At 64.4% G+C, this 23333-nt stretch carries 21 protein-coding genes; 4 read left to right on the plus strand and 17 right to left on the minus strand.

The annotated features are described in order from the left end of the window. Window positions 1-31: 31 nt before the first annotated feature. Together NE850_RS20710 and NE850_RS20715 are read right to left on the minus strand one after the other, a co-directional pair. On the minus strand, window positions 32-157 hold the full coding sequence (locus NE850_RS20710; RefSeq protein ID WP_007182033.1) for a hypothetical protein: 126 nt from the start codon (window positions 155-157) through the stop codon (window positions 32-34). After that, a complete protein-coding gene (locus NE850_RS20715; protein ID WP_007182034.1) occupies window positions 157-2676 on the minus strand; it encodes an AsmA family protein in 2520 nt (839 codons plus the stop codon). The genes NE850_RS20710 and NE850_RS20715 overlap by 1 nt, the downstream gene beginning before the upstream one ends. A gap of 199 nt (window positions 2677-2875) precedes the next feature. Here NE850_RS20715 and NE850_RS20720 point away from each other — a divergent pair, with 199 nt between their 5' ends. Next, on the plus strand, window positions 2876-3604 hold the full coding sequence (locus NE850_RS20720; protein WP_035518629.1) for an ATP-binding cassette domain-containing protein: 729 nt from the start codon (window positions 2876-2878) through the stop codon (window positions 3602-3604). Beyond that, window positions 3601-4407 carry an ABC transporter permease gene (locus NE850_RS20725; protein WP_007182036.1) on the plus strand — a complete coding sequence of 269 codons (807 nt, stop codon included), beginning with the start codon at window positions 3601-3603 and terminating at the stop codon, window positions 4405-4407. Before NE850_RS20720 ends, NE850_RS20725 begins: the two co-directional genes overlap by 4 nt. 42 nt (window positions 4408-4449) lie before the next feature. Here NE850_RS20725 and NE850_RS20730 read toward each other — a convergent pair whose 3' ends face one another. Both NE850_RS20730 and NE850_RS20735 read right to left on the minus strand, forming a co-directional pair. Further along, window positions 4450-5007, minus strand: coding sequence for a DUF6013 family protein (locus NE850_RS20730; protein WP_007182037.1), 558 nt, complete (start codon window positions 5005-5007; stop codon window positions 4450-4452). A 383-nt stretch (window positions 5008-5390) separates the two neighbouring features. Continuing rightward, window positions 5391-6413 carry a zinc-binding alcohol dehydrogenase family protein gene (locus NE850_RS20735; RefSeq protein WP_007182038.1) on the minus strand — a complete coding sequence of 341 codons (1023 nt, stop codon included), beginning with the start codon at window positions 6411-6413 and terminating at the stop codon, window positions 5391-5393. A gap of 132 nt (window positions 6414-6545) precedes the next feature. Here NE850_RS20735 and NE850_RS20740 point away from each other — a divergent pair, with 132 nt between their 5' ends. Further along, window positions 6546-7499 carry a LysR family transcriptional regulator gene (locus NE850_RS20740; RefSeq protein WP_007182039.1) on the plus strand — a complete coding sequence of 318 codons (954 nt, stop codon included), beginning with the start codon at window positions 6546-6548 and terminating at the stop codon, window positions 7497-7499. 83 nt (window positions 7500-7582) lie between these two features. Here NE850_RS20740 and NE850_RS20745 read toward each other — a convergent pair whose 3' ends face one another. The 4 genes from NE850_RS20745 to NE850_RS20760 all read right to left on the minus strand — a co-directional run bounded on the left by NE850_RS20745 (window position 7583) and on the right by NE850_RS20760 (window position 13188). After that, window positions 7583-7900: a hypothetical protein gene (locus NE850_RS20745; protein WP_007182040.1), complete on the minus strand. Its 318-nt coding sequence runs from the start codon at window positions 7898-7900 to the stop codon at window positions 7583-7585. 43 nt (window positions 7901-7943) lie between these two features. Next, window positions 7944-10745 carry a DNA ligase D gene (ligD, locus tag NE850_RS20750; RefSeq protein WP_310699357.1) on the minus strand — a complete coding sequence of 934 codons (2802 nt, stop codon included), beginning with the start codon at window positions 10743-10745 and terminating at the stop codon, window positions 7944-7946. Between the two features lie 43 nt (window positions 10746-10788). Next, entirely contained in the window at window positions 10789-11802 is a 1014-nt protein-coding gene (locus NE850_RS20755; RefSeq protein ID WP_007182042.1) for a Ku protein, read from the minus strand. A 132-nt stretch (window positions 11803-11934) separates the two neighbouring features. Continuing rightward, entirely contained in the window at window positions 11935-13188 is a 1254-nt protein-coding gene (locus NE850_RS20760; RefSeq protein ID WP_007182043.1) for a cytochrome P450, read from the minus strand. 304 nt (window positions 13189-13492) lie between these two features. Here NE850_RS20760 and serB point away from each other — a divergent pair, with 304 nt between their 5' ends. Continuing rightward, entirely contained in the window at window positions 13493-14332 is an 840-nt protein-coding gene (gene serB, locus NE850_RS20765; RefSeq protein ID WP_007182044.1) for a phosphoserine phosphatase SerB, read from the plus strand. Window positions 14333-14407: 75 nt separating this feature from the next. Here the strand turns inward: serB and NE850_RS20770 are convergent, their stop codons facing one another. From NE850_RS20770 to NE850_RS20810, 9 genes are all read right to left on the minus strand, one after another. Continuing rightward, a complete protein-coding gene (locus NE850_RS20770; RefSeq protein ID WP_007182045.1) occupies window positions 14408-14539 on the minus strand; it encodes a hypothetical protein in 132 nt (43 codons plus the stop codon). Between the two features lie 180 nt (window positions 14540-14719). Further along, window positions 14720-15904: a cystathionine beta-lyase gene (locus NE850_RS20775; RefSeq protein ID WP_007182046.1), complete on the minus strand. Its 1185-nt coding sequence runs from the start codon at window positions 15902-15904 to the stop codon at window positions 14720-14722. A gap of 138 nt (window positions 15905-16042) precedes the next feature. After that, window positions 16043-16672 (minus strand): hypothetical protein, encoded by a 630-nt coding sequence (locus tag NE850_RS20780; RefSeq protein ID WP_310699358.1) that lies wholly within the window; start codon window positions 16670-16672, stop codon window positions 16043-16045. A 55-nt stretch (window positions 16673-16727) separates the two neighbouring features. Then, window positions 16728-17912 (minus strand): beta-ketothiolase BktB, encoded by a 1185-nt coding sequence (gene bktB / locus NE850_RS20785; RefSeq protein WP_310699359.1) that lies wholly within the window; start codon window positions 17910-17912, stop codon window positions 16728-16730. A 68-nt stretch (window positions 17913-17980) separates the two neighbouring features. Further along, window positions 17981-18931, minus strand: a complete 951-nt coding sequence (locus tag NE850_RS20790; protein WP_310699360.1) for a sugar kinase — start codon at window positions 18929-18931, stop codon at window positions 17981-17983. Between the two features lie 3 nt (window positions 18932-18934). After that, on the minus strand, window positions 18935-20320 hold the full coding sequence (gene rimO / locus NE850_RS20795; RefSeq protein WP_165185831.1) for a 30S ribosomal protein S12 methylthiotransferase RimO: 1386 nt from the start codon (window positions 20318-20320) through the stop codon (window positions 18935-18937). 81 nt (window positions 20321-20401) lie between these two features. Continuing rightward, window positions 20402-21424 (minus strand): tRNA-dihydrouridine synthase, encoded by a 1023-nt coding sequence (locus NE850_RS20800; RefSeq protein ID WP_007182051.1) that lies wholly within the window; start codon window positions 21422-21424, stop codon window positions 20402-20404. A gap of 285 nt (window positions 21425-21709) precedes the next feature. Beyond that, on the minus strand, window positions 21710-22342 hold the full coding sequence (gene phaR, locus NE850_RS20805; protein ID WP_007182052.1) for a polyhydroxyalkanoate synthesis repressor PhaR: 633 nt from the start codon (window positions 22340-22342) through the stop codon (window positions 21710-21712). Between the two features lie 132 nt (window positions 22343-22474). Beyond that, window positions 22475-23215, minus strand: coding sequence for a 3-ketoacyl-ACP reductase (locus NE850_RS20810; protein ID WP_007182053.1), 741 nt, complete (start codon window positions 23213-23215; stop codon window positions 22475-22477). Between the last annotated feature and the right edge of the window lie 118 nt (window positions 23216-23333).

Consider the following 23333-nt stretch of genomic DNA (forward strand, 5'->3'; position numbering starts at 1 on the left):
CCACCTGCGCGCGCGTGCCGGACTCACGTGCTCATTTCGCCGCGATGTCATCAATATGGCCGCGCGCCTGCGGCACGCTGATCAGCCACAGGAAAATGAATGAAAGGCCGCCGCCGAAACTCCAGCTGAACCAGTCTGCAGGCAGATCGAAAGGCATCAGCTTCCCTTGTATGCAGCCGCACTGGCCGGCGACATCACGGCTGGCTTCTTGTCCGCCGCAGCGGGCGTAGCGGGCGCGGAAGCCCCGCCCGAAGACTTGTTGACCGGCGCACCGTCCAGCGAAATGGAGGCCTTGGGCCGCTGCTTCACGCCCGGCGGCGGCGCCGTCGGCGCCTGCCGGACCTGTGCGAGCAACTGGTTGCACGGCAGCGGCTTGTTGTTGCTCGGCGCGAGCAACGGAATCAGCGCCGCAAACGGATTGATCAGCCCGAGGCCGACCGCCGCGCCGCCGCGCAACGCCAGCGCGGCCGCGTCTACCCCTACGTGCGGATCCTTGAAAGTGCCTTTCACATAGAGCGGCGAGCGCAGCGAGAACACCCGGAAACCCTTGGTATGCGGATGCACCCCCAGGTCCATCGACTCGTCGCGCATATTCACATTGCCCTCGATATTGATCACCGCGTCGTCCGTGTCGAGCGCGAAGACACGCGAATCGAGCACGCCGTTGGTCGCGACGAAATCGGCGGCCGCGCAGTTGATCTTCACGTCGCGATTGCCGAACAGCTTTTCATACACGACGTTCGCCACATTCAAGCCGGCCGCTTCCATCAACAGGCGGCTAACCGTGCCGTCGGTCACCAGCGCCTTGACCTCGCCGTTCGAGGTGGCCGCCAGCGCCGCCGGCGAATTGCCCGTCGCGGTCAGCGCGGCGTCGCCGTTGATTTCGCCGAGCGCGTTCTGCATGGTCTTGAAGTTCGGGAACAACTGCTTGAGCTTCAGATGCCGCGCCGACGTCGCGAAACGCCCCTTGAGCGGCGTTCCGCTACCGTCCAGATGAATGTCCGAAGCCAGCGTGCCGCCGGCCACGCCGAACTTCAACGGCTCCAGCGAGAGCACGCCGTCGGTCATCACGATATGCGTGTACAGATCCGTAATCGGCAGATTCACGTCTTTCACGATGCGCCGGCCGGTGAATTTCACGTCGGCGTCGATCGCCTTCCAGCGGTCGGTGCGGAACTCCTCAACCGGCAGCGCCTTGTTGGACGGTTGCGCCGTCGCATCGCCACGCTTGGCCTTGCTGGCGTTCGAATCCGCGCCGATCACCGGCGCCAGATCCGAGAACTGCAGCAGATGCGAGATCAGTTCGCCCTGCAGCAGCGGACGCGGTTCACGCGCGGTATATGTCAACGAGCCGTTGAGATCGCTGCCGCCAACCCGGCCAGTAAAATTTTCATACTTGAAGACGTTGCCGCTGGACTTGAACTGGCCGACGAGGCGGCCTTCGGTCGCATAAGGCGGCGTGTCGGGCAAGGTCACGCCCGTGAGCGAATAAAGACGCGCCATACTGTTGCCCTGCAGCCAGAGGCGCAGATCGACCGCTGCAAGATGCGCCGGATCGGTGATCGTACCGACGAGGCCGATATGCAGATCGCCCGCCTTGACATCGGCCTGCACCGGGAACGGCCGGTTGGTGTCCTGCAACGCCAGCACGCCGCCCACCTTGCCGCTGCCCGACACCGGTGTCTTGTTGTAAGTCCCTTTGACGGTCCAGCCGATGGCGTACGGCGGAATCTCCCTTTTCGCTGCCGCCTGAGCTTGCGCGCCGCTCGCACCCGAAGCAGATGCGGGCGCCGATGCAGTAGCCGACGCCACCACTGCGCCGCTCGCGCCTGCGCTGACCGCGGCGCTGGCGCCTTTCGAACCGCCCGCGACCAGCGTACCTGACGCGCCCGTGGCCGCCGTCGTGCCCGACGCGGTAATGTCCGTGGCCGATGCGCCTGAAGCCGCCGCCGCGGATGCCGCCGCAGCCTCCGAAGCCGCCTGCGCATTCGCCTGCGCGGTCAGCTTGTTCGCGCCCGCCTTGCCGATCGCTTCGGCCGACGCGCTGCGCGACGCCGCTTCCTGCTGCTTCATCGCTTCACCGATCGGAATCGGCTGGCCGAGCGTATCGACCACCATCTGCAAGTCGACCTTCTTCTGCTGATCGGACAGCGCGATGTTGCCCTTGGCGAACGCGATATCGTGCAGATCGAGCTTCCATTCGGAAGGCCCGCTCGACGACGCCAGCTTGAAGGTCCAGTTGTTGCGCCCGTCGAGCAGGCGCTCCAGATCGACCGAGGGATTCACGAGGTTAATGGCCGGGATCACGATATCGTGCGTGAGCAGCGGCAGCACCTTGACCTGGAAGTCGATCTCGTCGAGCGTGGCGAATTGCGGCTGTTTGGTCCAGTCCGGATTGCCCACGGTGATATTGGCCGCCGAGAAACGCGGCCAGGGCACCCAACCGCGCCAGCCGGTCTCGCCCACCGGGTGCCGCCAGCCCACTTTCAGATCGCCGTTGATCGCGAACGGCCTGCCGATCGCCTGCGTAACCTTGTCGTTGATATAAGGTCTTGCCCGGTTCCAGTCGAAGGTCAGGATGAAAATGGTCAACGCCACAATCAGAATGACGATGATCGCCACCAGCCATGCGACGATTTTCCCGATGCGCCTTCCAGTTGTGCTCGACACTGCCATTGAGAGGCTCCGCGGTTTGTTCTAGATTGAGGACCGATCAGCATGTTGCGTGCCCGCTTCTTGGTCGGGAAGCGTCATGTCGTCGCCGCTTTATCATGCTGCATGGCCACTCGCGCATACGTTGCCGACGCGGCCGCGAACGGATCGTCGCCACGTCACGGCAACCTTCGACCCTACATTCCCCATTACGATTCCACTCATGACCGACGTTCCCTTCGTCCTCGCCGACGGCATCGCGCGACGCGACGCCGTACGCGGACAGGCGCTGCTGCAGCCGACTACCTTCGCGTTGCACGCGGGCAACCGCGTCGCAATCACTGGGCCGTCCGGCTCGGGCAAGAGCGTGTTCCTGCGCGCCCTCGCCCTGCTCGATCCGCTCGATGCGGGGCGCATCACGTGGCATGGCGCGGCGGTGCAGCGCGCCGCCATTCCGCGCTACCGGCGCAATGTCGCGTATATCCGGCAGCGGCCCGCGTTGCTCGACGGCAGCGTGGAAGACAATCTGCGTTACCCGTTCGAGTTGCGCACGTACCGCGACGTGCGCTTCGATCGCGCGCGAGCGGCGAGCCTCGCGGCGCAGGCCGGCCGTGGCGACGACTTTCTCGACAAAAGCGCCAGCGAGCTGTCCGGTGGCGAAGCGCAGATCACCGCGCTGATTCGCGTGCTGCAACTTGCGCCCGAGGTTCTGCTGCTCGACGAACCTACCGCCTCGCTCGACCCGGAGTCATCGCGTGCGATCGAAGGTCTGGTGCATGCGTGGTTCGACGACGCGCCCGGTCGTCATGCGTCGATATGGGTGTCGCACGATCCGGCACAAGCCACGCGCATGAGCGAGCGGCACCTCATCATGCGCGCGGGCGTCCTCGACGAAACAGCGCGACACGAGGCGGCGCCCGTGCATCACGATCATCCGGAGCCGGGACAATGACATTGCAAAACCTGAGTCTGTGGGACGTCGCGATCGCAGCGCTGCTGATTGTCGTGAACGGTGCCGTGTCGGTGGCGCTCAGGCTCGATCTCGAACGCAAGCTGGCGTGGGCCGCCGTGCGCACCGTCGTGCAGTTGCTGGCGATCGGCTATGTGCTCGGCTGGGTGTTCCGTTACGACCGGTGGTACGTGGTGCTCCCGCTGATGATCGTCATGACGCTGATCGCCGGTTTCGCAGGCGCGCAGCGCGGCAGCCGCACGTATCGCGGCCAACGCGCAGACAGCGTGCTGTCGATCTGGGTCAGTTCGTGGCTGGTGGGCGCGCTCGGGCTGTTCGTCGTGATCCGCATTCACCCGTGGTACGAGCCGCAATATGCGATTCCGATTCTCGGCATGATCCTCGGCAATACGCTGACGGGCGTGTCGCTCGGCATCGAACGGATGACCGAGGAGTTGACCGCGCGGCGCGACCGCGTCGATATGGCGCTCGCGCTCGGCGCGACGCGCTGGGAAGCGGCGCAGGCGCCGGCGCGGCAAGCGGTACGCGCGGGTATGATGCCGACGCTCAATCAGATGGCCGTGGTCGGCGTGGTGAGCCTGCCCGGCATGATGACCGGCCAGGTGCTGGCCGGCCAGTCGCCATTGCAGGCCGTGCGCTATCAGATCGTGATCATGTTCCTGATCGCCGCGTCGTCGGCGCTGGGGACGGTGGGCGCGGTGCTGCTCACGTACCGGCGGCTCTTTTCGGCGGAGCACCGGTTTCTGGCGGCGCGGCTGGTGGAACGGGCCGGCGCGAGGCGTTGAGTCGCGCCCCGTGCCGTCTTGCGCGTCTTGCACGCGCCCGGCTCAACGCTTCGCGCTGATCGCGACTTCCGTGCCGTCGTTGAGCGTGAGCGTTTTCGTGCTGCCGTTGACCGGCATCGTGAAGCGCAGAATCTGACTAACGCTCACGTCGTTCGGACACTTGATCGTTTTGCCGCCAGTCGTCACCGTCTTCACGCCCTTCGGCGTCTGCGCCTGGAAGCTCAGTTGCACGGTCGCCGTGCCGTCGGCCGCGACGACCGGCGCAAAACGGATCTGCGTTTGCCGAATCATCGCGCCGTTGGTGTCGGTCGGCAGTGAAGCGTAGTTGGGACACGCATCCGTCGCGGGAACCGGGCCGCCCGGCGGCACGGTCTTCCACGTGAAGTCGTCCGATTCGCCGGAGCGGATCGTGCGGGTTTCCTGCGAATTGCCGAACTGCTTCGACGTGACGCGCACCGTGTAGCGAATCGGACCGTCGAGAGCGGATTGGGACGTAACCGTGATCGGTGTGGCCGCGTGGGCAACCGGCACGAGCATGCCGGGCGCGAATGCGCAGGCGAGAGAAGCGACAACTGAAACGGCGGAAAGTCGGAAGCTCATACTGTCACCTCGTTGTTGTGCCGCTGCGCGCTCGCGTCAGCACGACTGCCCACGCACCGCGTGACTGGATGAAGGCGTTAGATGCCTGGCCAGCCGGGCTGCGAGACACGCAACTGTTTTAGCATGATGCCCCACCAGTCTAACGCCAAGCGAAGCCGCGCGCGCTGCCTGCGGATCGGGTGTTAACCCGCTTGCGGCAACGCGTTTTCTGCGCGTGTGGCGGGCTGGCGCGCGCTCGCGTGCGCGCCGGCCGCCCTGCTACAAATCGACACGCCCCAGTGCCGGATCGCGCTGCTCGATGCGCATCAAATGAAAATGGCCGGCGCGCATTGCTGCGACGCCGGCCATGCCGGTTCAGACTGACTGCTTCAGGCGCAGTGCGGTTAGGCCTGGAAGCCCGTCAGCACCAGCTTGCCGATTGCCCGTCCTTCTTCGAGCAGTTGATGCGCGCGGCGCAGATTCGCGGCGTTGATGGTGCCGAGATCCTGGCCGACGGTGGTGCGCAACGTGCCCGCGTCGACGAGACGCGCCACTTCGGTCAGCAGCTTGTGCTGCTCGATCATGTCGGGTGTGCCGAACATGGAACGCGTGAACATGAATTCCCAGTGGAACGCGGCGCTCTTTGCCTTCAACAGTTCGACCGGCACCGGCTTGCTGTTTTCCACGATCGTGCAGATGCCGCCTTGCGGCTTGATGACTTCGGCTGCCGCCGGGAAGTTCTTGTCGGTGTCGTTGAACATCAGCACGTAATCGACCTCGTCGATCCCGAGCTTTTTCAATTGCGCGGGCATGTCGCCGAAATGATCGACGATGTGATCCGCGCCCAGATCCGTGGCCCACTTCGCCGATGCGGGCCGCGATGCGGTTGCGATCACCTTCAGCTTCGCAAGCTGCTTCGCCAGTTGAATACCGATCGAGCCGACCCCGCCCGCTCCACCGATGATCAGCACCGTGCGGCCTTCGTCCGCGCCTTGCGGCGACACGCCGAGACGGTCGAACAACGCTTCCCAGGCGGTGATCGCGGTCAGCGGCAGCGCGGCCGCGTGGGTGAAGTCGAGCGACGCCGGCTTGCGCCCGACGATCCGCTCGTCCACCAGGTGGAACTCGCTGTTGGCGCCGGGCCGCGTGATGCTGCCCGCGTAGAACACCGGATCGCCGACCTTGAACAGCGTCACGTCCGGCCCGACCGCGGCCACCGTGCCGGCGACATCCCAGCCGAGTATGCGCGGCGTTTTTTCAACCGCGTCTTTCGGGGCGCGCACTTTGGTGTCGACCGGATTGACCGAAATGGCCTCCACCTTGACCAGCAGATCACGACCGGTGGCTTCGGGTTTGGGGATATCCACATCGACCAAGGCTTCGGCTTGATCGATCGGCAAATAACGATAGAGACCGACGGCTTTCATACATGCTCCTGTTCGTTCACATGCGGTGGGAGGATCGAGATGCTTTGCGATCCCAGTGGCGTCATCGTAAGACGGTTCTTATTCTTATAAAACCGCGATAATGACTGAAACATCTTTTTGAATTTCAGAAGAATGAATCTTCCTGCGCCATCCACACGTGTTTCGTCCGGCGAGCGGGAGCGGCTCGATCTGCTCGACGTCGCCCTGTTCGTGCGAGCCGCCCTGCTTGCCAATGTATCGGCCGCCGGGCGCGAATTCGGCCTGTCGGCGGCGGTGGCCAGTTCGCGCATCGCGCAGCTGGAAAAGCTGCTCGGCGCGCGCCTGTTGCACCGAACCACCCGCCGCATCAGCCTCACGCAGGACGGTGAAGTCTTCATGACGCGAGCCGAAGCCCTGCTCGACGCGGCCGCCGCCGCGCGCGCCTCGGTCGGCCGGGCGCAGGCCGAGCCGCAGGGCCGCTTGCGTGTCTCGCTGCCCTCGTCGTTCGGGCGGCAACACGTCTCGCCTGTGATCAGCGAATTTCTGCGCCGCTACCCCGGCGTGAGCGTCGATCTGCGCCTGACCGATCAGGTGATCGATCTCGTCGATGCGGGTATCGACGTGGCGATCCGTATCGGCATGCTGAAGGATTCGTCGCTGGTGGCGCGGCGCCTCGCGGTGAACCGGCGGGTGCTGTGCGCGGCGCCCGCTTATCTTGCCGGGCGCGGCACGCCGCATCATCCTTCGGATCTCGCGCAGCACGAGTGCATGATTCTGTCGGACCAGCGCGATTGGGCTTTCGTGACACCCGCCGGGCCGATCGAGGTGCGCGTGAGCGGACGCCTCGTCACGGACAACGGCGAAGTGATCCGCGACGCCCTGCTGGCCGGTTTCGGTATCGCGCTCAAATCGACGTGGGACGTCGCGCCGTTTCTGCGCAGCGGCGAACTGGTCAGCGTGCTGGACAGCTATCCGCTCGCCGAACGCGTGGCGATCTGGGCGGTGTATCCGAGCCGTTCGTTCGTGCCGCCGAAAACGCTCGCCTTGATCGAATTCCTCACCGCCCATTTCGGCGACCCACCGTACTGGGACAGCGAGCCGGGTTGAAGCAGATGCGCCGGCAGCGGGCCGGGCTCAGCCGGCGAACCGGGTGACCCGGGCTCACATGGCGCGCCCGCGCCGCCGCGCCGTTAGTGCTTGCCGCGCCCGCTGCCGGGTGTTTTGCCGCCGGACGCTTTGCCGTCGGAATTGACGTCGGTATGGGCATCGTTCTGCGTCTTTTGCTGATACTCATCTCCGCCGCGCCGGTCCGTATCTTTCAGCCCGCGTTCGAGATCGCGATGCGCCTGCTTGCCGACATGGCGCGGGCCGTCCTCGTGTTGCGATTCCGGGTTCTGGTCGGTTTCATGCGGCAGCGGCGCGGCGGCCTCCTGCATCGATCGAGGTTGCTTCCTGGCGTGCGGATCGGCCTGCTTGTCGCCGTCCGATGATTGCGGTGAGGTCTTCATGATGTGCTCCTTTTCGCTTTGAATCAGGGTCGCTGAAGCGCGCTTACTGCGCGTCATCCAGGCGTTTTTTCATGGCAGCGGTAATGCGCTGGCGCGTTTTCGCGTAGTCCGCCCACGGATCGCTTTTCAGCTCGGCGAGGCGTTCGTGCAGATTCTCGATGGTCCACTGATCGCCGCCCGTCGTTGCGGCGACTTCGTCCCAAGCCAGCGGCACCGATACGCCCAAGCCCGGCCGCGCACGAGCGGAGAATGCGGCGACCGTGCTCGACCCGCGGTTGTTGCGCAGGTAGTCGACGAAGATTTTCTGCTTGCGATTCTGCGCGCCCATCTTCGCGCTGAAATACTTGGGCAGCGTCGCCGCCATGTGCTGCGCGACGGCCTGAGAAAAGTCCTTCACTTCGTCCCAGCCAGCCTGTTTCGCAAGCGGCACGACCACGTGAAATCCCTTTCCGCCGCTCGTCTTGCAGAACGACGCGAGGCCGAGTGCTTCGAGCAGCGAACGTGTCAATTGCGCGGCCTCGATCATGCGCTCCCAACCCAGCGACGCGTCGGGGTCGAGGTCGAACACCATGCGGTCCGGCTTTTCGATGTTCGACACCACGGCATTCCACGTGTGAAATTCGACCGTGCCCATTTGCGCGGCGCCGACGAGTGCCTTGAGCGTATCGACGGTAATCAGCGGCGGGTGCCCCGGATCGAGGCCCGGATGCTGCGTGACATTCGGAATCGACAGCTTCTGGCTGTGCTTCTGGAAAAACAGCTCGCCGCCGATGTCCTCCGGCGCGCGCACCAGCGACACCGGCCGGTCCTGCAAGTGCGGCAGCATCCAGTCGGCCACCGATTCGTAGTACCGCACGAGGTCGAGCTTGCGCGTGCCGCTGCTCCTGTCGATGACGCGGTCGGGATGGGAGATGCGGACGCCGGCGACTTCGCCGGGGGCCGTCGCCGCCTTCGCGGAAGTTTTGCGCGCAGCACGTTTCGTGGGCGCGTCGTCAGACACAGAATCGGTTTGCTGTTGCACGTCGGCTCCCTGTCGAGGTGTTTCCTTGACGATCTGGCGCGCCGGCTTGTCGTTGCGCAGACTCACGAACGACGCCTGACGCACGATGCCGTCGCTCGTCCATTCCGCGAAATTGCATTCGGCGACCAGCACCGGTTCGACCCAATGCACCGGCGTGCGGCTGCGTTCGCGCGGCGCGGCGGCGAACGGCATGTGCCGGGTCTCGTGCGCATCGAGTTCTTTCTTCACCGAGCGCAGCAGCGCCGCGTCGAAACCGGTGCCCACGCGCCCTGCATACTGCAATTTGCGATTGCCGTCGTAGACACCGAGCAGCAGCGCACCGAACGCCGCGCGGCTGCCGGACGGTTCGGAGTAGCCGCCTATCACGAACTCCTGGCGTCGTCGGCACTTCAGTTTGATCCACGCCGACGAACGTCCCGACATATAGCCACTGTCGCGCCGCTTGCCGATGATGCCTTCCAGCGCCATGTCGCACGCGCTCCGGAGCAGTTCATCCGCGCTGAAATCGAAATTGTCGGAGAAGCGCAACACGCTGTCGTCGGCGTCTTCGAGCAACGCGCGCAGAATCGCGCGACGTTGTTCGAGCGGCACGCCGCGCAGGTCGTAGCCGTTCAGAAACGGTATGTCGAAGAGGTAAATCACAATGTCTTGCAGACGATTCGAATCAAACGCGTTTTGCAGCGCCTGAAAATTCGGCACGCCGTTCTGGTCCAGCACGACGGCTTCGCCGTCGAGCCATGCGCTTTCGATGTCGAGTCGTTCGAACGCCTTGACCTGTTTGCTGAACTTCGCGGTCCAGTCGTTGCCGGCGCGGGTGAGCACCTTGACGGCGCTTCCCTTAGTCGCCCTATCGATTCGGACCAGCACACGATAGCCGTCGAACTTGATTTCGTACGACCATTCATCGCCGGGAGGTGCGCTGTCGACGAGCGTCGCCAGTTGGGGCTTGAAGGTCGCGGGCAAGCGTGCCGGCACCGCGCCCTCGATCGAAGGCGAAGCGGCGAGTTCGCGCAGCGATTGCGCGCTGCGCGTGGCCACGATGTCGGGTCGCTTCGGGTCCGCGCGGCTAGATGAAGCCGGCTTCGTGCCGTTCTTGCCGGTTCGTTTCGCGATCGACGCCGAGTCCGGGTCCGCAGTGGCTTTCGCGGCCGCGGCCGCTTTGCTCGCAGTTTTTGCTGTGCTCTTCGCGGCCGCCGTCTTCGCTGTTTTTGCGCCTTTGCCCGCCGCGGCGCTATCGGCGAGCACGCTACCCGGACGCTTCTTCAGAATGTCATACTCGCTTTCATTGCGCGCTTCATCGTCGCGTTCCTTGATGAGCAGCCACTGTTCCTTGTCGCCGCTGCCGCGCATATGGCTGCGCACCAGCGTCCAGCCGCCGTGCAGTTTCTCGCCGTGCAACTGGAACTTGAGCTTGCCGGCCGCGTAAGCGCGCGCTGCCTCGGCCGCGCCGCCGAGCGGCTCCCATGTGCCGCGATCCCACACGATCACACTGCCCGCGCCGTAATTGCCCGGCGGAATTTCGCCTTCGAACGAACCGTATTCGACCGGATGGTCTTCGACATGCACCGCCAGCCGTTTCACCGACGGATCGAGGCTCGGCCCTTTCGGCACCGCCCACGACAGGAGCGTGCCGTTCAGTTCGAGCCGGAAGTCGTAGTGCAAACGACGCGCGTCGTGCTCCTGAATCACGTACGACAGCGCCTCGGCGGACGCCTGCGCGGCCGTCTTCCGGCCGCCCTGCTTGCGGCTCGTGCGCGTGCCCGCCGGCTCCGGCGTGTCGTCGAAGCGACGTTTGCGGTTGTAGGTATCGAGTCTGTCGTTCATGGCGATGGCGTCGTCGCAAGCGGCTCAGGCGCGGGGCCGACGGTCAGGCAGCCGCGCGGCGCTTGCGGGCCGCCGGCGTTGAGGCAGCCTTCGCACTTGCGCGGCCGCCCGCGCTGCTGCGGCCATGCGTCGTCGCACTCGCGGCGGTGCTCGCGGCGCGCGTCGCGCGTGGCTTCTTGCGGGCCGGCACCGCGGTGTCGGTGTCGGCGTCGTCTTCGTCGTCAGCGGTGCGCTTGCGGCTGCCCGCCGCCGGCTTGCCCTTGCCGCGTCCGAGGCTGCGTTTGAGCAGATCGGACAGATCAAGAATGTCGGCGGATTGACGCGACTCATGCGGCGCTTCGACTTCAGTGATCTCCTCGGTCTTGCCCGCGCGAATCTTGCGGTCGACCAGCGCCATGATGTCGTCGCGGAAAGTGTCGTGATACTGCGACGGATCCCACTTGTCGCTCATGTCGTCGATCAGCTTCTTCGCCATGTCGAGTTCGCGCGCGGACACGCCCGCGGCTTTCATGCCCTCGGGCGGCAGCTTGAATTCGTCGAAGTCGCGCACTTCCGCGGCCCAGCGCAGCGTGTTCAACGCCAGCACCGGACCGACCGGAATCAACGCCGCGAGATGCTGCTTGTTGTGCAGCACGACACTCGCCACGCCGATCTTGCCCGACGCCTTCATGGCTTCGCGCAGCAGCGCGTAGACCTTTTCGCCCTTGCGGTCGGGCGTGAGGAAATACGGCGTGTCGAGATAGAGGAACGAAATGTCCAGCGCGTCGACGAACGCGAGGATATCGACCGTTTGCGTCGACTCGGGATTCGCCGCGCGGATCTCGTCGTCCGAGAGCACGACGTACTTGTCCTTTTCGTACTCGAAGCCGCGCACGATGTTATCGCGCGTCACGTCCTTGCCGGTACGCTTGTTGATCTGCTTGTAGCCGACCGGATCGATTGTGCGCTTGTCCAGCAGATTGAAGCCGACCTTCTCCGATTGCGTCGCCGGATATAACTGCACCGGCACGTGAACGAGGCCGAAGCTGATTGCGCCCTTCCAGATCATGTGTGCCATCGTGCGCTCCCCTGGGCCTAGAACCCGAAGCGAAGCAGCAAGCGTGCCACGGTCTTTCGGCCACAGCGGGCGCGTGCTGCGTCAGGACGGCCTCGTCCACGGGCTGTAAGTCTTGCGTCAGGCCGGCAAAAGCTACGCCGTTCGGCGTCCTGCCGGCTCGAGTTCGACCGGCACCGCAGCAAAGCCTCGAAACCGCACCCGCCCGCCGCGCGTCGGCTCGGCGTTCACGCGATACGCCGGAAACCGCTGAACGAAGCGGCCAATCGCAATGCGCGCCTCGAGCCGCGCGAGCGACAAGCCGGCGCACTGGTGAATGCCGAAGCCGAATGCAAGATGCCGGTTCGGATCACGGCGGATATCGAAGCGATCGGGATCCGCGAACTGTTCCGGGTCGCGATTGGCCGCGCCGATGCATAGCGTGACCGGCGTGCCGCGCGCGACCGCCACGCCGCCGATCTCGGTATCGACAGTTGCCATGCGGTTGCCGAGCTGGTTCGAACTCTCGAAACGCAGGCATTCTTCCACCGCCGATTCGATCAGCGACGGCTCGTGCAGCAACGCCGCGCGCTGTTCCGGCCATTGCGTCAGCGTGACGAGTCCGTTGCCGATCAGATTCGTGGTCGTCTCATGTCCGGCATTCAGAATGAAGATGCAGTTCTGCAGCAACTCCGCTTCCGACAATTGCTCGCCGCCCTCTTCGCCCTGAATCAAACGCGTCAGGACATCGTGCTGCGGATCGCCCGGCTCGCTGCGGCGCCGCGCAACCAGATCGCGCAGATAGTCGACGAATTCGCTCACCGCGCGATTGCCCCGTTCGAGCTGCGCCTCGGTAAGCGAAGGCTCGAGCGCGCCGAGTATCGCAAGCGACCAGTCACGCAACGGCGCGCGCTCCGTGTGTGGCACATCCAGCAGATTGCCGATGACCTCGACCGGAATCGCCGACGCGAACTCGTCGATCAGGTCGATGCGGCCGCGTGCGGCGGCGGTATCGAGCAAGCCGTCGACGAGGCGTACCAGTCCCGGCTCCATCGCCGCGATGGCGCGCGCCGTCAGCGCGCCGGCGATCAGCTTGCGCACGCGCGTATGACGTGGCGGGTCGTTGAAGACGAGACTCGTTGTGTGATGCGCGTAGAGCGGCGAGTCGCCATATTTCGGCTTGAATTCGACCGTCTTGTCGGAGCTGAAGGTTTTCGGATCGCGATAGACCGCCTGCACGTCGCGAAACCGCGTCAGAAACAGCGAGCCGTCAGGCATGCGCTTGACCGGCTCGTGCGCGCGCAACGCGTGATAGACCGGATAGGGATCGGCATGGAAAGCGGGATTCAGGTCGCGCAGATCGAAGTTGCGCGCAAGAGTGGATGCTTCGCTGGCGGTCGCCGGGGTCATGCGGTGTCTCCGTAGTGGTGCGCCTCGTCAAGGATGCCGCCGCGTTCAGGTGCCGGACTTTGTGCGCCGCGAAGGCGTGCATGCGACCGTTGGTGTGCGCGGCGGCTGCGAGGCGTCGTTCGATGCGCCAGTATGAACCGCGCGCCGAAGGATTGCACGGCGCAATGCCGGATGCCGAATGCCGTGCGCAGCAGCGTTTGCCGCGGATCGCGGGAGGCGATGCAAAGCGGCGAACCGTTACAATAGCGGGATTTTCCGCGCGCACCGCGCGTCCGCCCTTTACCGTGTCACTGCGTCGTCGTCCATGAACCTCGTCATTCAAAGCCCCGCGCCCCTTTCCGCCGACCATCACAAAACGCTCGTCGCGCTGGCGCGCGGTTCGCACGCCAGCGTCATCGACGCCAACGCGATTCGGATTGCCGATGCAAGCGTCGCCCAGCGTGCCGACCTCGACGTCTATTGCGGCACCCATCAACTGGACTACGCGTTTGTCGAAGCCGGCCGCCAGCTGCGCGACTTCGGACTGGTCGCAATGGACATGGATTCGACGCTGATCACGATTGAATGCATCGACGAAATTGCCGACTTTTGCGGACTGAAAGCGGAAGTGTCGGCGATCACCGAGGCCGCGATGCGCGGCGAAATCAAGGACTTCAACGAAAGCCTCACGCGACGCGTGGCACTGCTCGAAGGCCTCGACGCAAGCGCGCTCGAACGTGTATACGAAGAGCGGCTGCAACTCTCGCCGGGCGCCGAGCAGATGCTGGCCGGCGCGAAAGCGGCCGGATTGAAAACGCTGCTGGTGTCTGGCGGATTCACGTTCTTCACCGAAAAGCTGAGGGCGCGTCTCGGTCTGGATTTCACGCGCGCGAACACGCTTGAAATCGTGGATGGCAAACTGACCGGCAAAGTGATCGGCGAGATCGTCAACGCCGATGTCAAAGCACGCACGCTGCTCGAAACATGTGCGCAATTGGGCATTGAACCGCGCCGCGCAATCGCAATGGGCGATGGCTCGAACGATCTGAAGATGATGGCCGAAGCCGGTCTCTCCGTTGCGTTCCGCGCGAAGCCGGTGGTGCGCGAAGCGGCCAGCGTGGCGTTCAACCATGTCGGGCTGGACGGGTTGCTGCGGCTGTTCTGATGCCGGTTTGATGCCGACTCTAATGCCGGTTTGATGCGCGGGCCGATGCGCTGATGGCCAGCGCTGGCAACGGCTCTATTTTTTCAGAATGTCCGTGGTGAACACCACCATCATGCTAATCGCATCAAGGCTTGTGATGATCGCAGTCCACATCAAAAAGCGCGGATAGATTTTTTCTGACACTAGCCACAACGAGAATTTTTTCATGATTGCCTCCTTGAGTGATCTGGTCCGCCGCAGTACTCCCGCCCTTGCCCTCCCGGAATGGGAATTGACCAGCCCCGACATCACGATATCCTGACAGACACCGTCGATAACAAAAAAAGCCCATTGGGAACGTGTCCCAATGGGCTTGCTCACCCTACGGAAAAACGTCGCCCGGACTTTTCAGCCCAGCGCCGCCAGCGACTGCTCCATGTCCGCACGCAAATCCGCCTCGGTTTCGAGACCGATATAGAACCGCACCAAAGTGCCGCGATGCGGCCACTGCCCCGCCGTGCGCATCGACGCGACGTCGTACGGCATTGCGAGGCTGTGCGCGCCGCCCCAGCTCCAGCCGAGCGAGAACAGTTCGAGCGACTCGCAGAACGTGTCGATTTGCGCCGGGCTGTAACGGCCGTCGAACACCACGGAAAAGAGCCCGCCAGCACCCGTGAAGTCGCGCTCGAAAAATTCATGGCCCGGACAATCCGGCAGCGCCGGGTGCAACACCGCGGCAATTTCCGGCCGCGTCTTCAACCACCTGGCCAATCCGAGCGCCGCGCGGTCATGCTGCTCGAAGCGCAGTTGCATGGTCGGCAGGCTGCGCAGAATCAGCGAGCAGTCGTCCGACGAGACTCCGATGCCCATGCGCATGCGCGCCGCCTTCAGCTTCAGATGCAGTTCGCGATCGACGGTGACGGTCGCGCCCATCAGCACGTCGCCGCCGCCCGACTGATACTTGGTCAACGCCTGCACCGAGATATCGACGCCATGATCGAACGGGCGGAAACCGAGCCCCGCGGACCACGTATTGTCGATTGCCGTGACGACGTTGTGCGCGCGCGCGACCGCGGTGATGGCGGGCACGTCGGCCACTTCCATCGTCACCGAGCCGGGTGCTTCGAGCCAGATGAGACGCGTATTCGGCCGGATCAGATCGGCGATGCCCGCGCCGATCATCGGATCGTAATAGCGCACGGTGAGGCCGAAGTCGCGCGCGAGCCAATCGCCGTGATCACGGTTAGGCGAATAGACGTTATCGGGAATCAGCACGTCGTCGCCCGCCTTGACGAGGCCGAAATACACGTTCGAAATCGACGACAACCCCGACGGCTGCAACAACGCGTGATTGCCGCCTTCGATGGTGGCGAGACGCTGCGCCAGCGCGAGGGAAGTCGGCGTGGCATGCAGGCCGTAGCGCCATTGCGCGTCGTTTTTCCAGTCGAGCGCGCGCATGGTCGCGAGATCGGGGAACACGACCGTCGAAGCGCGCGTGACCGGCATCGAGAACGACTCGAAGCCCGGCGTGAGCTGGTCCTCGGCACGCACGATACGGGTTTGCAGATCGCGTTTGAGTTTGGATTGGGTCATGGTGAGTGTCGGTGAAAAGCGGACGAAAACGGAGGGCACGCGACTTCAAGGCGCGCGCCGCACACGCAAGAGTAGCCGAGCCGGTCGGATTTCGCTCATGAGACGGCGCGAGCCGCGCGGACCCGCGCGGCTACGGGCTCATTCGCCGGTTTGCAGATTGCTGACGCCGCCCACGGCGTGGCCGCCGGAAGCCGGAACGGTGGCGGCCCCTGCGGAGGGCTGGGCCGCAGCCTTGCTCGCCGTGCTCGCCGGCGCGCCGGGCGGCGGCACCGCCTGCCCTGCCGCCAGCGGCTTCAGGTCGAACGGCTGCGGGTCGGAATCGTCGACGTTCATGCGGTCGCCCGCCACCGAGCCGTCCGCTGCGAACTTGCCGACCCAGTTGCCGGTGATATGGGTGCCGTCGTTCGATTCCTCGACTTCGAGCGTATCGCCGTCGCGGTCGCCCGCGATCAGAATCACTTCGCCGGTGTCCGTGTACTGATACTCGCCGTGCACGCCGGCCGGGTCGTCGGATTTCGGACCGAGTTTCAGCACGATCTGGCGCGAGCCCAGCATGCCGGCGTAGCGCGGAAACTTCGCGAATTCGGGACTGGGCTTGAGCGGCAACTGGATCGGCGGGGGTGCCGCCAACTCCTTTACCGCGTCGCTTTCCGCCCAAGCCTGCGCGGGCATCACCACCGCCGCGCCCGCGCACAGCACTGCGGCAACGGTCGCTACTGCCCAACCGCGCCGAAGCCGCGCACCCATCATCGCTTTCAGTTCCCGCATCCGTTCCTTCCTCATTGCCCGATACTGACTCGATACTGACTGCTACGTGAGCGCTTCAGATCCGCTCGAAGATCGCCGCGATACCCTGGCCTCCGCCGATACACATCGTGACCAGCGCGTAGCGGCCGCCGACCCGCTGCAGCTCATACAGCGCCTTGACGGTGATGAGCGCACCGGTCGCGCCGATCGGGTGGCCGAGCGAAATGCCCGAGCCGTTCGGATTGACCCTGGCGGGATCGAAGCCCAGTTCCTTGCTGACCGCGCAGGCCTGCGCGGCGAACGCTTCGTTCGCCTCGATCACGTCGAGGTCGGCGATCGTCAGTCCGGCCCGTTCGAGCGCCTTGCGGGTGGCCGGCACCGGACCGATGCCCATGTACGCGGGATCGACGCCCGCATGCGCGTACGACACCAGCCGCGCCAGCGGCTTGATGCCGCGCTGCTCGGCAATGCCGCGCTCCATCAGCACGACGGCCGCGGCGGCGTCGTTGATGCCCGAGGCGTTGCCGGCCGTTACCGTGCCGTTTTCTTTCGCGAACACGGGCTTCAGCTTGGAGAAATCTTCAGCCGACGCGCTCATGCGCGCATGCTCGTCCGTGTCGAACACGATGTCGCCTTTCTTCGACGGGATCGTGATCGGCAGGATCTGTTCCTTGAAGTACCCGCACGTGATCGCGTTGGCCGCGCGGCGATGCGATTCGAGCGCGAGTGCGTCCTGCACTTCACGCGAGATGTCGTACTTGCGCGCGACGTTCTCCGCAGTCACGCCCATGTGGGTCGACTGGAACGGATCGTTCAGCGCGCCGACCATCATATCGACGAGGCGCGCGTCGCCCATGCGCTGACCGAAGCGCGCGGCGGGCATGGAGTAAGGCGCGCGGCTCATGTTTTCCGCACCGCCGCCGATGGCGATGTCGGCGTCGCCAAGCAGCACGCTTTGCGCGGCCGAGACGATCGCCTGCAGGCCGGAGCCGCACAGGCGGTTGACGGTCAAGGCCGGCACGTGTTGCGCGACGCCGCCGTTGATCGCGGCGACTCGCGCCAGATACATGTCTTTCGGTTCCGTATGCACGACGTTGCCGAACACCACGTGACCGACTTCGTCGCCCGACACACTGGCGCGCGCCAGCGCTTCACGGACCACGCGTGCGCCGAGATCGGTCGGCGGAATATCTTTCAGACTACCGCCGAAAGTGCCGATTGCCGTGCGCACGCCGCTTACCACCACTACGTCCCGTTGCATCGCTCGCTCCTTGTTCCGTCTCTCAAGATGATTTTGCCGCCGGCGGGGCCGCGCGTTACCGCGCGTGTTCAGCCCGCCAGAAGTTGTTCGACCGTCTCGCGCGAAGGAATCGGCGCCACCGCGCCGTAACCTTGCGTGGACAGCGCCGCCGCGACGTTCGCATAACGTGCCGCCGCAAATGGATCGTCACCCGCGACGATACGCGCGATAAACGCGCCGCCGAAGCAGTCGCCCGCGCCGGTTGCATCGACCGCGTCGACGAGGTGGCCCGGCACGACGCGCCGCTCGCCGGGCGTGGCGATATACGAGCCTTGTTTGCCGAGCTTGAGCGCGACCACGCCCGGACCGCGCGACAGCAGGAAATCGACGATCTCGTCACGGCCGGTCAGACCCGTGAGTTCGGTGACGTCGTCCCAGCTCGGCAGGCAGATATCGGTCTGGCGAATCGCTTCGAGCATGACCGCGCGCGCCCGGGCGAGCGGCCACAGTTTCAGCCGAAGATTGGTGTCGAAGCTCACGCGCACGCCGTTGGCGCGAGCATGTGCGATCGCCTCCAGCGCCGCGTCGCAGGCGCTCAGGCTGATCGCGAGGCTGATGCCGGACAGGTGAATCACCCTGGCAGCGGCGATCGCCTCGAACGGCAGATCTTGTGGCGCATAGCGGCTTGCGGCCGAGCCGGCGCGCAGATAGTCGAACGCGTGACCATCGGGACCGTGGGACACGAAATAAACGCCGGTGGACGCATGCGGATCGACACGCACAAGCGACGTATCCACCTGTTCACGCTCCCACAGATCGACCAGCAAACGCCCGAAATGATCCGCGCCGACAGCGGATACGAAACCGGTGCGCGCGCCCTGGCGGGCGGCCGCGATGCAAAAATTCGACGTATCGCCGCCGAAGCCTTGCAGATAGTTCGGTTCGTCTTTGACCGACTGGTTGAATTCGATCATCGCCTCGCCGAGCGCGAGAATGTCGGGGTGCTGGACTTCCGGCGTTGCGGTCATGCTCGCCGCCATTGCTTAAACCTCGCCCCACAGGTCGTGACCGTCGGCGCCGGTGATCTTCACCGACACGAAATCGCCGACCTTGTAGCGTTTGGACGCCTTCACAGCCGGCGCGATATACACGACGCCGTCGATCTCCGGCGCGTCAGCCGCCGTGCGGCCGATGCCGCCGTCGGCGTTGATCTCGTCGACCAGCACCTTCAGCGTCTTGCCGACCTTCTTCGCGATACGCTTCGCCGACACTTCTTCGGCAACTTCCATGAAACGCGCGCGACGCTCTTCGCGCACTTCGTCGGGCAGTGCGCCGTCGAGTTCGTTCGCCGTCGCGCCTTCGACCGGCGAATAGGCGAAGCAGCCGACCCGGTCCAGTTCCGCCTCGCGGATGAAATCGAGCAGCGTCTGGAACTGCTCCTCGGTCTCACCGGGGAAGCCGGCGATAAACGTGCTGCGGATAGTCAGATCCGGGCACATCTCGCGCCACTTCTTCACGCGCTCCATCACTTTCTCGGCGTTGGCCGGGCGCTTCATGCGCTTCAATACTTCCGGATGCGCGTGCTGGAAAGGCACGTCGAGATACGGCAGCACGTGGCCCTTGAACGGACCTTCGGCCATCATCGGAATCACTTCGTCCACGCTCGGATACGGATACACGTAATGCAGACGCACCCATGCGCCATATTGCGCGGCGAGTTCGCCGAGCGCGCCGACCAGATCGGTCATGCGCGTCTTGATCGGCTTGCCGTTCCAGAAACCGGTGCGGTACTTGACGTCCACGCCGTACGCGCTGGTGTCCTGCGAAATCACCAGTAGTTCCTTCACGCCCGACTTGAACAGATTTTCCGCTTCGAGCATGACGTCGGCGACGGGACGCGACACCAGGTCGCCGCGCATGGACGGGATGATGCAGAACGTGCAGCGGTGATTACACCCTTCGGAAATCTTCAGATATGCGTAATGGCGCGGTGTGAGCTTCACGCCCGCTGCCGGCACGAGGTCGACGAACGGATCGTGCGGCTTCGGCAGATGGGTGTGCACGTGCTGCATGACTTCGCCGAGCGCGTGCGGGCCGGTCACGGCCAGTACCTTGGGATGCACTTCTTCGATCAGCCCCGAACCGCTCGCGCTCTTCTTGGCGCCGAGGCAGCCGGTCACGATCACTTTGCCATTTTCGTTGAGCGCTTCGCCGATCGCATCGAGGCTCTCCTGCACTGCTTCGTCGATGAAACCGCAGGTGTTGACGACCACGAGGTCCGCGCCGTCGTACGTGCCGGAAATCTCATAACCTTCGGCGCGCAACTGGGTGATGATCTGCTCGGAATCGACCAGGGCTTTCGGGCACCCGAGCGAGACAAAGCCGACTTTCGGCGCGGCAATCGGGGCAATCGGGGGAGTGGCAGACATGGGGAACCGCTTGAAGACGTTAAACCCTGAATTGTAGCGGTTCGCCAGGGCCGCCGCTCGTAAGTCTTTGAATTTTCGCCTTCAAGCGGCTGCGGCATGCGTCGGGGCGAGTCGGCCGGAAGGTGGGGATCGATGCGTCGCCATTAATTTATCGCCCTCCAAAGCACGTTCGATCACTGCGAGAATTTCATGCGAATCCTGCAGCCGACGGATCGCCGCATGCAACTCGGCCGCCTGCGGCCAGGTGCGCTGCAGGTAGCTGAGCCACTTTTTGACCCGTCCGTGTTCGTGACGGGACGCAACGCGAGCCTGCAACTTCCTCAGATAACCGGCAATGTGGCCCAGCACGTGCCGCCACTCCCCGTCGGACGGGGACCGGTCCATCAGGCCGCGTATCCTCAGGGCCAGAAACGGGTCCGATACGGCGCCCCGCCCGAGCATCACGTCAGCGCAGCCGCTGACAGCGCGGCAGCGCTCCCAGTCGGCCACCGTCCACACCTCGCCGTTTGCGACGACCGGTACGTCCACGGCGGAATCGATCCGCGCGATCCATTCCCAGTGAGCCGGCGGCCGGTAGCCGTGGTCCCGCGTTCTGGCATGCACGACGAGCGCGGCGGCGCCGCCTTCCGCGAGCGCGACCGCGCAATCGATCGCCAGCGACGTGTCGGACACGCCAAGGCGCATTTTCGCCGTCACGGCGATGCCGGCAGGCACGGCGGCCCGTACCGACGACACGATCCGGTTCAGTTGTTCAGGGTCGGCCAGCAGCATCGCCCCGCCGCCGTGCTGATTGACGACCTTGGCGGGACACCCGAAGTTCAGGTCGATCCCATGCGGCGACAGGCTGGCCGCGTGGGCGGCATTCAGCGCCATCCATTCGGGATCGCTTCCGAGCAGCTGGATCACCATCGGCGTGCCGCAGGGGGTGTGGCCGCCGTCGAGCACTTCAGGCGCTTCCCGCTCGTAGACACGGCCGGGAAGCAGAGAGCCCGTCACGCGGACGAACTCGGACACGCATCCGTCGAATCCGCCCATGCCGGTCAGCACGTCGCGCAATACGTAGTCGGCGAGGCCTTCCATCGGGGCGAGGAAAAGGCGGTTCATGCGGAAACGTGCGCCGAAAGGCGGCGATTTTGCTGAGGACAGGCGGGGTATCGGTGAAACATGAGAGCGGCGGTCGGAATGGGGAGAAGTTGGCGGCCAGAGCGCCCTCTCCGAGGAAAATGCCCCACACACGCGGCCCGCGATTGTACCGCGCCGGCATCGATCGTCGGCAATCGCGCCGCTCATGCTCGGCACGAGGGCTGCGCTACCGGCTCGTCAAAGGTCAAGGCTCCGGGGCGGCGCCTCAACGCCGGAACCCCAGCCCGCCTGATCACCCTAGCGCCGTTACTTCTTCTCCGGCTCCGGATTGCCCTGCGGATTGCCTTGCGGGTTATTAGCCGGCGCGTTACCGGCGCCGGCCACATTGACCGCGCCCCCTGGCGTAAACGGGAAGGTAGCGAACATCGACTTCGCCTGGTTCTGCATCTGCTCCTGCATCTGCACGAACATGTTTTTCGACTGCTCGATGTAGCTGGTCATCATGCCCTGCATCATGGGCGCCTGCATGTTCATGAACTGCGACCAGACCTCGGGATTCATGGCCTTGCCTTCGTACAGATTCTTCGACTGGTCGGCGAGCTTCGCCTGAATATCAATGAAGGCCTGGATGTTTTTTTCCAGATACGTGCCCATCATGCCCTGCATCGCATGACCATAGAAACGGATGATCTGCGACAGCATCGACGACGAGAACATGGGCAAGCCGCCGCTCTCCTCTTCGAGAATGATCTGCAACAGGATGGCGCGCGTCAGATCCTCGTTGCTCTTCGCATCGATGACCTTGAAATCCTCCTGATCCAGCACGAGCTGCTTGACGTCCGTCAGCGTGATGTACGTGCTTGTCTCGGTATCGTAAAGCCGACGATTCGGATATTTCTTGATCAGTCGTTCGGCTGTTTTCTTTGTAGTAGTGGTCATGTAACGCCTTTGAGCGCAAGTGAGCGCGAAAACGGCGTCCTACGCGCTGCGCAATCGGGCCTTTGCGCAGTCGAGACGCCGCCGAACCATCTGAGCCGAAGCGCGCTGCCTCGTGAGCGGCGCGCCTGTGACTCAGCCCATATGCAAACCGCCGTTCAGCGAAAAATCAGCGCCTGTGGCGAAACCCGATTCTTCCGATGCCAGCCATGCCACGATCGAGCCGATTTCCTGCGGCTGGCCAAGACGGCGCACCGGAATCGTAGCAATGATCTTTTCCAGCACGTCGGGACGGATCGACTTGACCATGTCGGTGCCGATGTAGCCGGGGGAAACGGTGTTGACCGTCACGCCCTTGGTGGCTACTTCCTGCGCCAGCGACATCGTGAAGCCGTGAATGCCGGCCTTCGCGGTCGAGTAGTTGGTCTGGCCGAACTGGCCCTTCTGCCCATTCACCGACGAAATGTTGATGATACGGCCAAAGCCGCGCTCGACCATACCGTCGATCACCTGCTTGGTGACGTTGAAGAGGCTGGTCAGGTTGGTGTCGATCACCGCTGTCCAGTCTTCGTGCGTCATCTTGCGGAACACGACGTCGCGCGTAATGCCGGCGTTGTTCACCAGCACGTCGATCTCGCCGACTTCCGCCTTGACCTTGTCGAACGCGCTCCTGGTCGACTCCCAGTCACCCACGTTGCCTTCGGACGCGATGAAATCGAAGCCCAGCGCCTTCTGCTCGTCGAGCCACTTGACGCGGCGCGGCGAGTTCGGGCCGCAGCCTGCGACGACCTTGAAACCCTCTTTGTGCAGCCGCTGGCAAATGCTCGTGCCGATGCCGCCCATCCCGCCCGTTACGTACGCAATTCGCTGTGTCATAAACTAGACTCCATTATCGTTTTTCGAGGCGCCGACCGCCGCCTCTCCCCTCGTCTGTGCTTCATCTCCGCAGCCGCCGGGCGACCGGCCGACGAGGCCACCGCTAACCGCGCGCCTC

The organism is Paraburkholderia sp. USG1 (assembly GCF_031570135.1).
Taxonomy (GTDB): domain Bacteria; phylum Pseudomonadota; class Gammaproteobacteria; order Burkholderiales; family Burkholderiaceae; genus Paraburkholderia; species Paraburkholderia dioscoreae.

Coding starts and splice junctions, on each gene's coding strand:
- NE850_RS20710 (WP_007182033.1), bottom strand. CDS start 157: ATGCCTTTCGATCTGCCTGCAGACTGGTTCAGCTGGAGTTTCGGCGGC.
- NE850_RS20715 (WP_007182034.1), bottom strand. CDS start 2,676: ATGGCAGTGTCGAGCACAACTGGAAGGCGCATCGGGAAAATCGTCGCA.
- NE850_RS20720 (WP_035518629.1), top strand. CDS start 2,876: ATGACCGACGTTCCCTTCGTCCTCGCCGACGGCATCGCGCGACGCGAC.
- NE850_RS20725 (WP_007182036.1), top strand. CDS start 3,601: ATGACATTGCAAAACCTGAGTCTGTGGGACGTCGCGATCGCAGCGCTG.
- NE850_RS20730 (WP_007182037.1), bottom strand. CDS start 5,007: ATGAGCTTCCGACTTTCCGCCGTTTCAGTTGTCGCTTCTCTCGCCTGC.
- NE850_RS20735 (WP_007182038.1), bottom strand. CDS start 6,413: ATGAAAGCCGTCGGTCTCTATCGTTATTTGCCGATCGATCAAGCCGAA.
- NE850_RS20740 (WP_007182039.1), top strand. CDS start 6,546: ATGAATCTTCCTGCGCCATCCACACGTGTTTCGTCCGGCGAGCGGGAG.
- NE850_RS20745 (WP_007182040.1), bottom strand. CDS start 7,900: ATGAAGACCTCACCGCAATCATCGGACGGCGACAAGCAGGCCGATCCG.
- ligD (WP_310699357.1), bottom strand. CDS start 10,745: ATGAACGACAGACTCGATACCTACAACCGCAAACGTCGCTTCGACGAC.
- NE850_RS20755 (WP_007182042.1), bottom strand. CDS start 11,802: ATGGCACACATGATCTGGAAGGGCGCAATCAGCTTCGGCCTCGTTCAC.
- NE850_RS20760 (WP_007182043.1), bottom strand. CDS start 13,188: ATGACCCCGGCGACCGCCAGCGAAGCATCCACTCTTGCGCGCAACTTC.
- serB (WP_007182044.1), top strand. CDS start 13,493: ATGAACCTCGTCATTCAAAGCCCCGCGCCCCTTTCCGCCGACCATCAC.
- NE850_RS20770 (WP_007182045.1), bottom strand. CDS start 14,539: ATGAAAAAATTCTCGTTGTGGCTAGTGTCAGAAAAAATCTATCCGCGC.
- NE850_RS20775 (WP_007182046.1), bottom strand. CDS start 15,904: ATGACCCAATCCAAACTCAAACGCGATCTGCAAACCCGTATCGTGCGT.
- NE850_RS20780 (WP_310699358.1), bottom strand. CDS start 16,672: ATGCGGGAACTGAAAGCGATGATGGGTGCGCGGCTTCGGCGCGGTTGG.
- bktB (WP_310699359.1), bottom strand. CDS start 17,912: ATGCAACGGGACGTAGTGGTGGTAAGCGGCGTGCGCACGGCAATCGGC.
- NE850_RS20790 (WP_310699360.1), bottom strand. CDS start 18,931: ATGGCGGCGAGCATGACCGCAACGCCGGAAGTCCAGCACCCCGACATT.
- rimO (WP_165185831.1), bottom strand. CDS start 20,320: ATGTCTGCCACTCCCCCGATTGCCCCGATTGCCGCGCCGAAAGTCGGC.
- NE850_RS20800 (WP_007182051.1), bottom strand. CDS start 21,424: ATGAACCGCCTTTTCCTCGCCCCGATGGAAGGCCTCGCCGACTACGTA.
- phaR (WP_007182052.1), bottom strand. CDS start 22,342: ATGACCACTACTACAAAGAAAACAGCCGAACGACTGATCAAGAAATAT.
- NE850_RS20810 (WP_007182053.1), bottom strand. CDS start 23,215: ATGACACAGCGAATTGCGTACGTAACGGGCGGGATGGGCGGCATCGGC.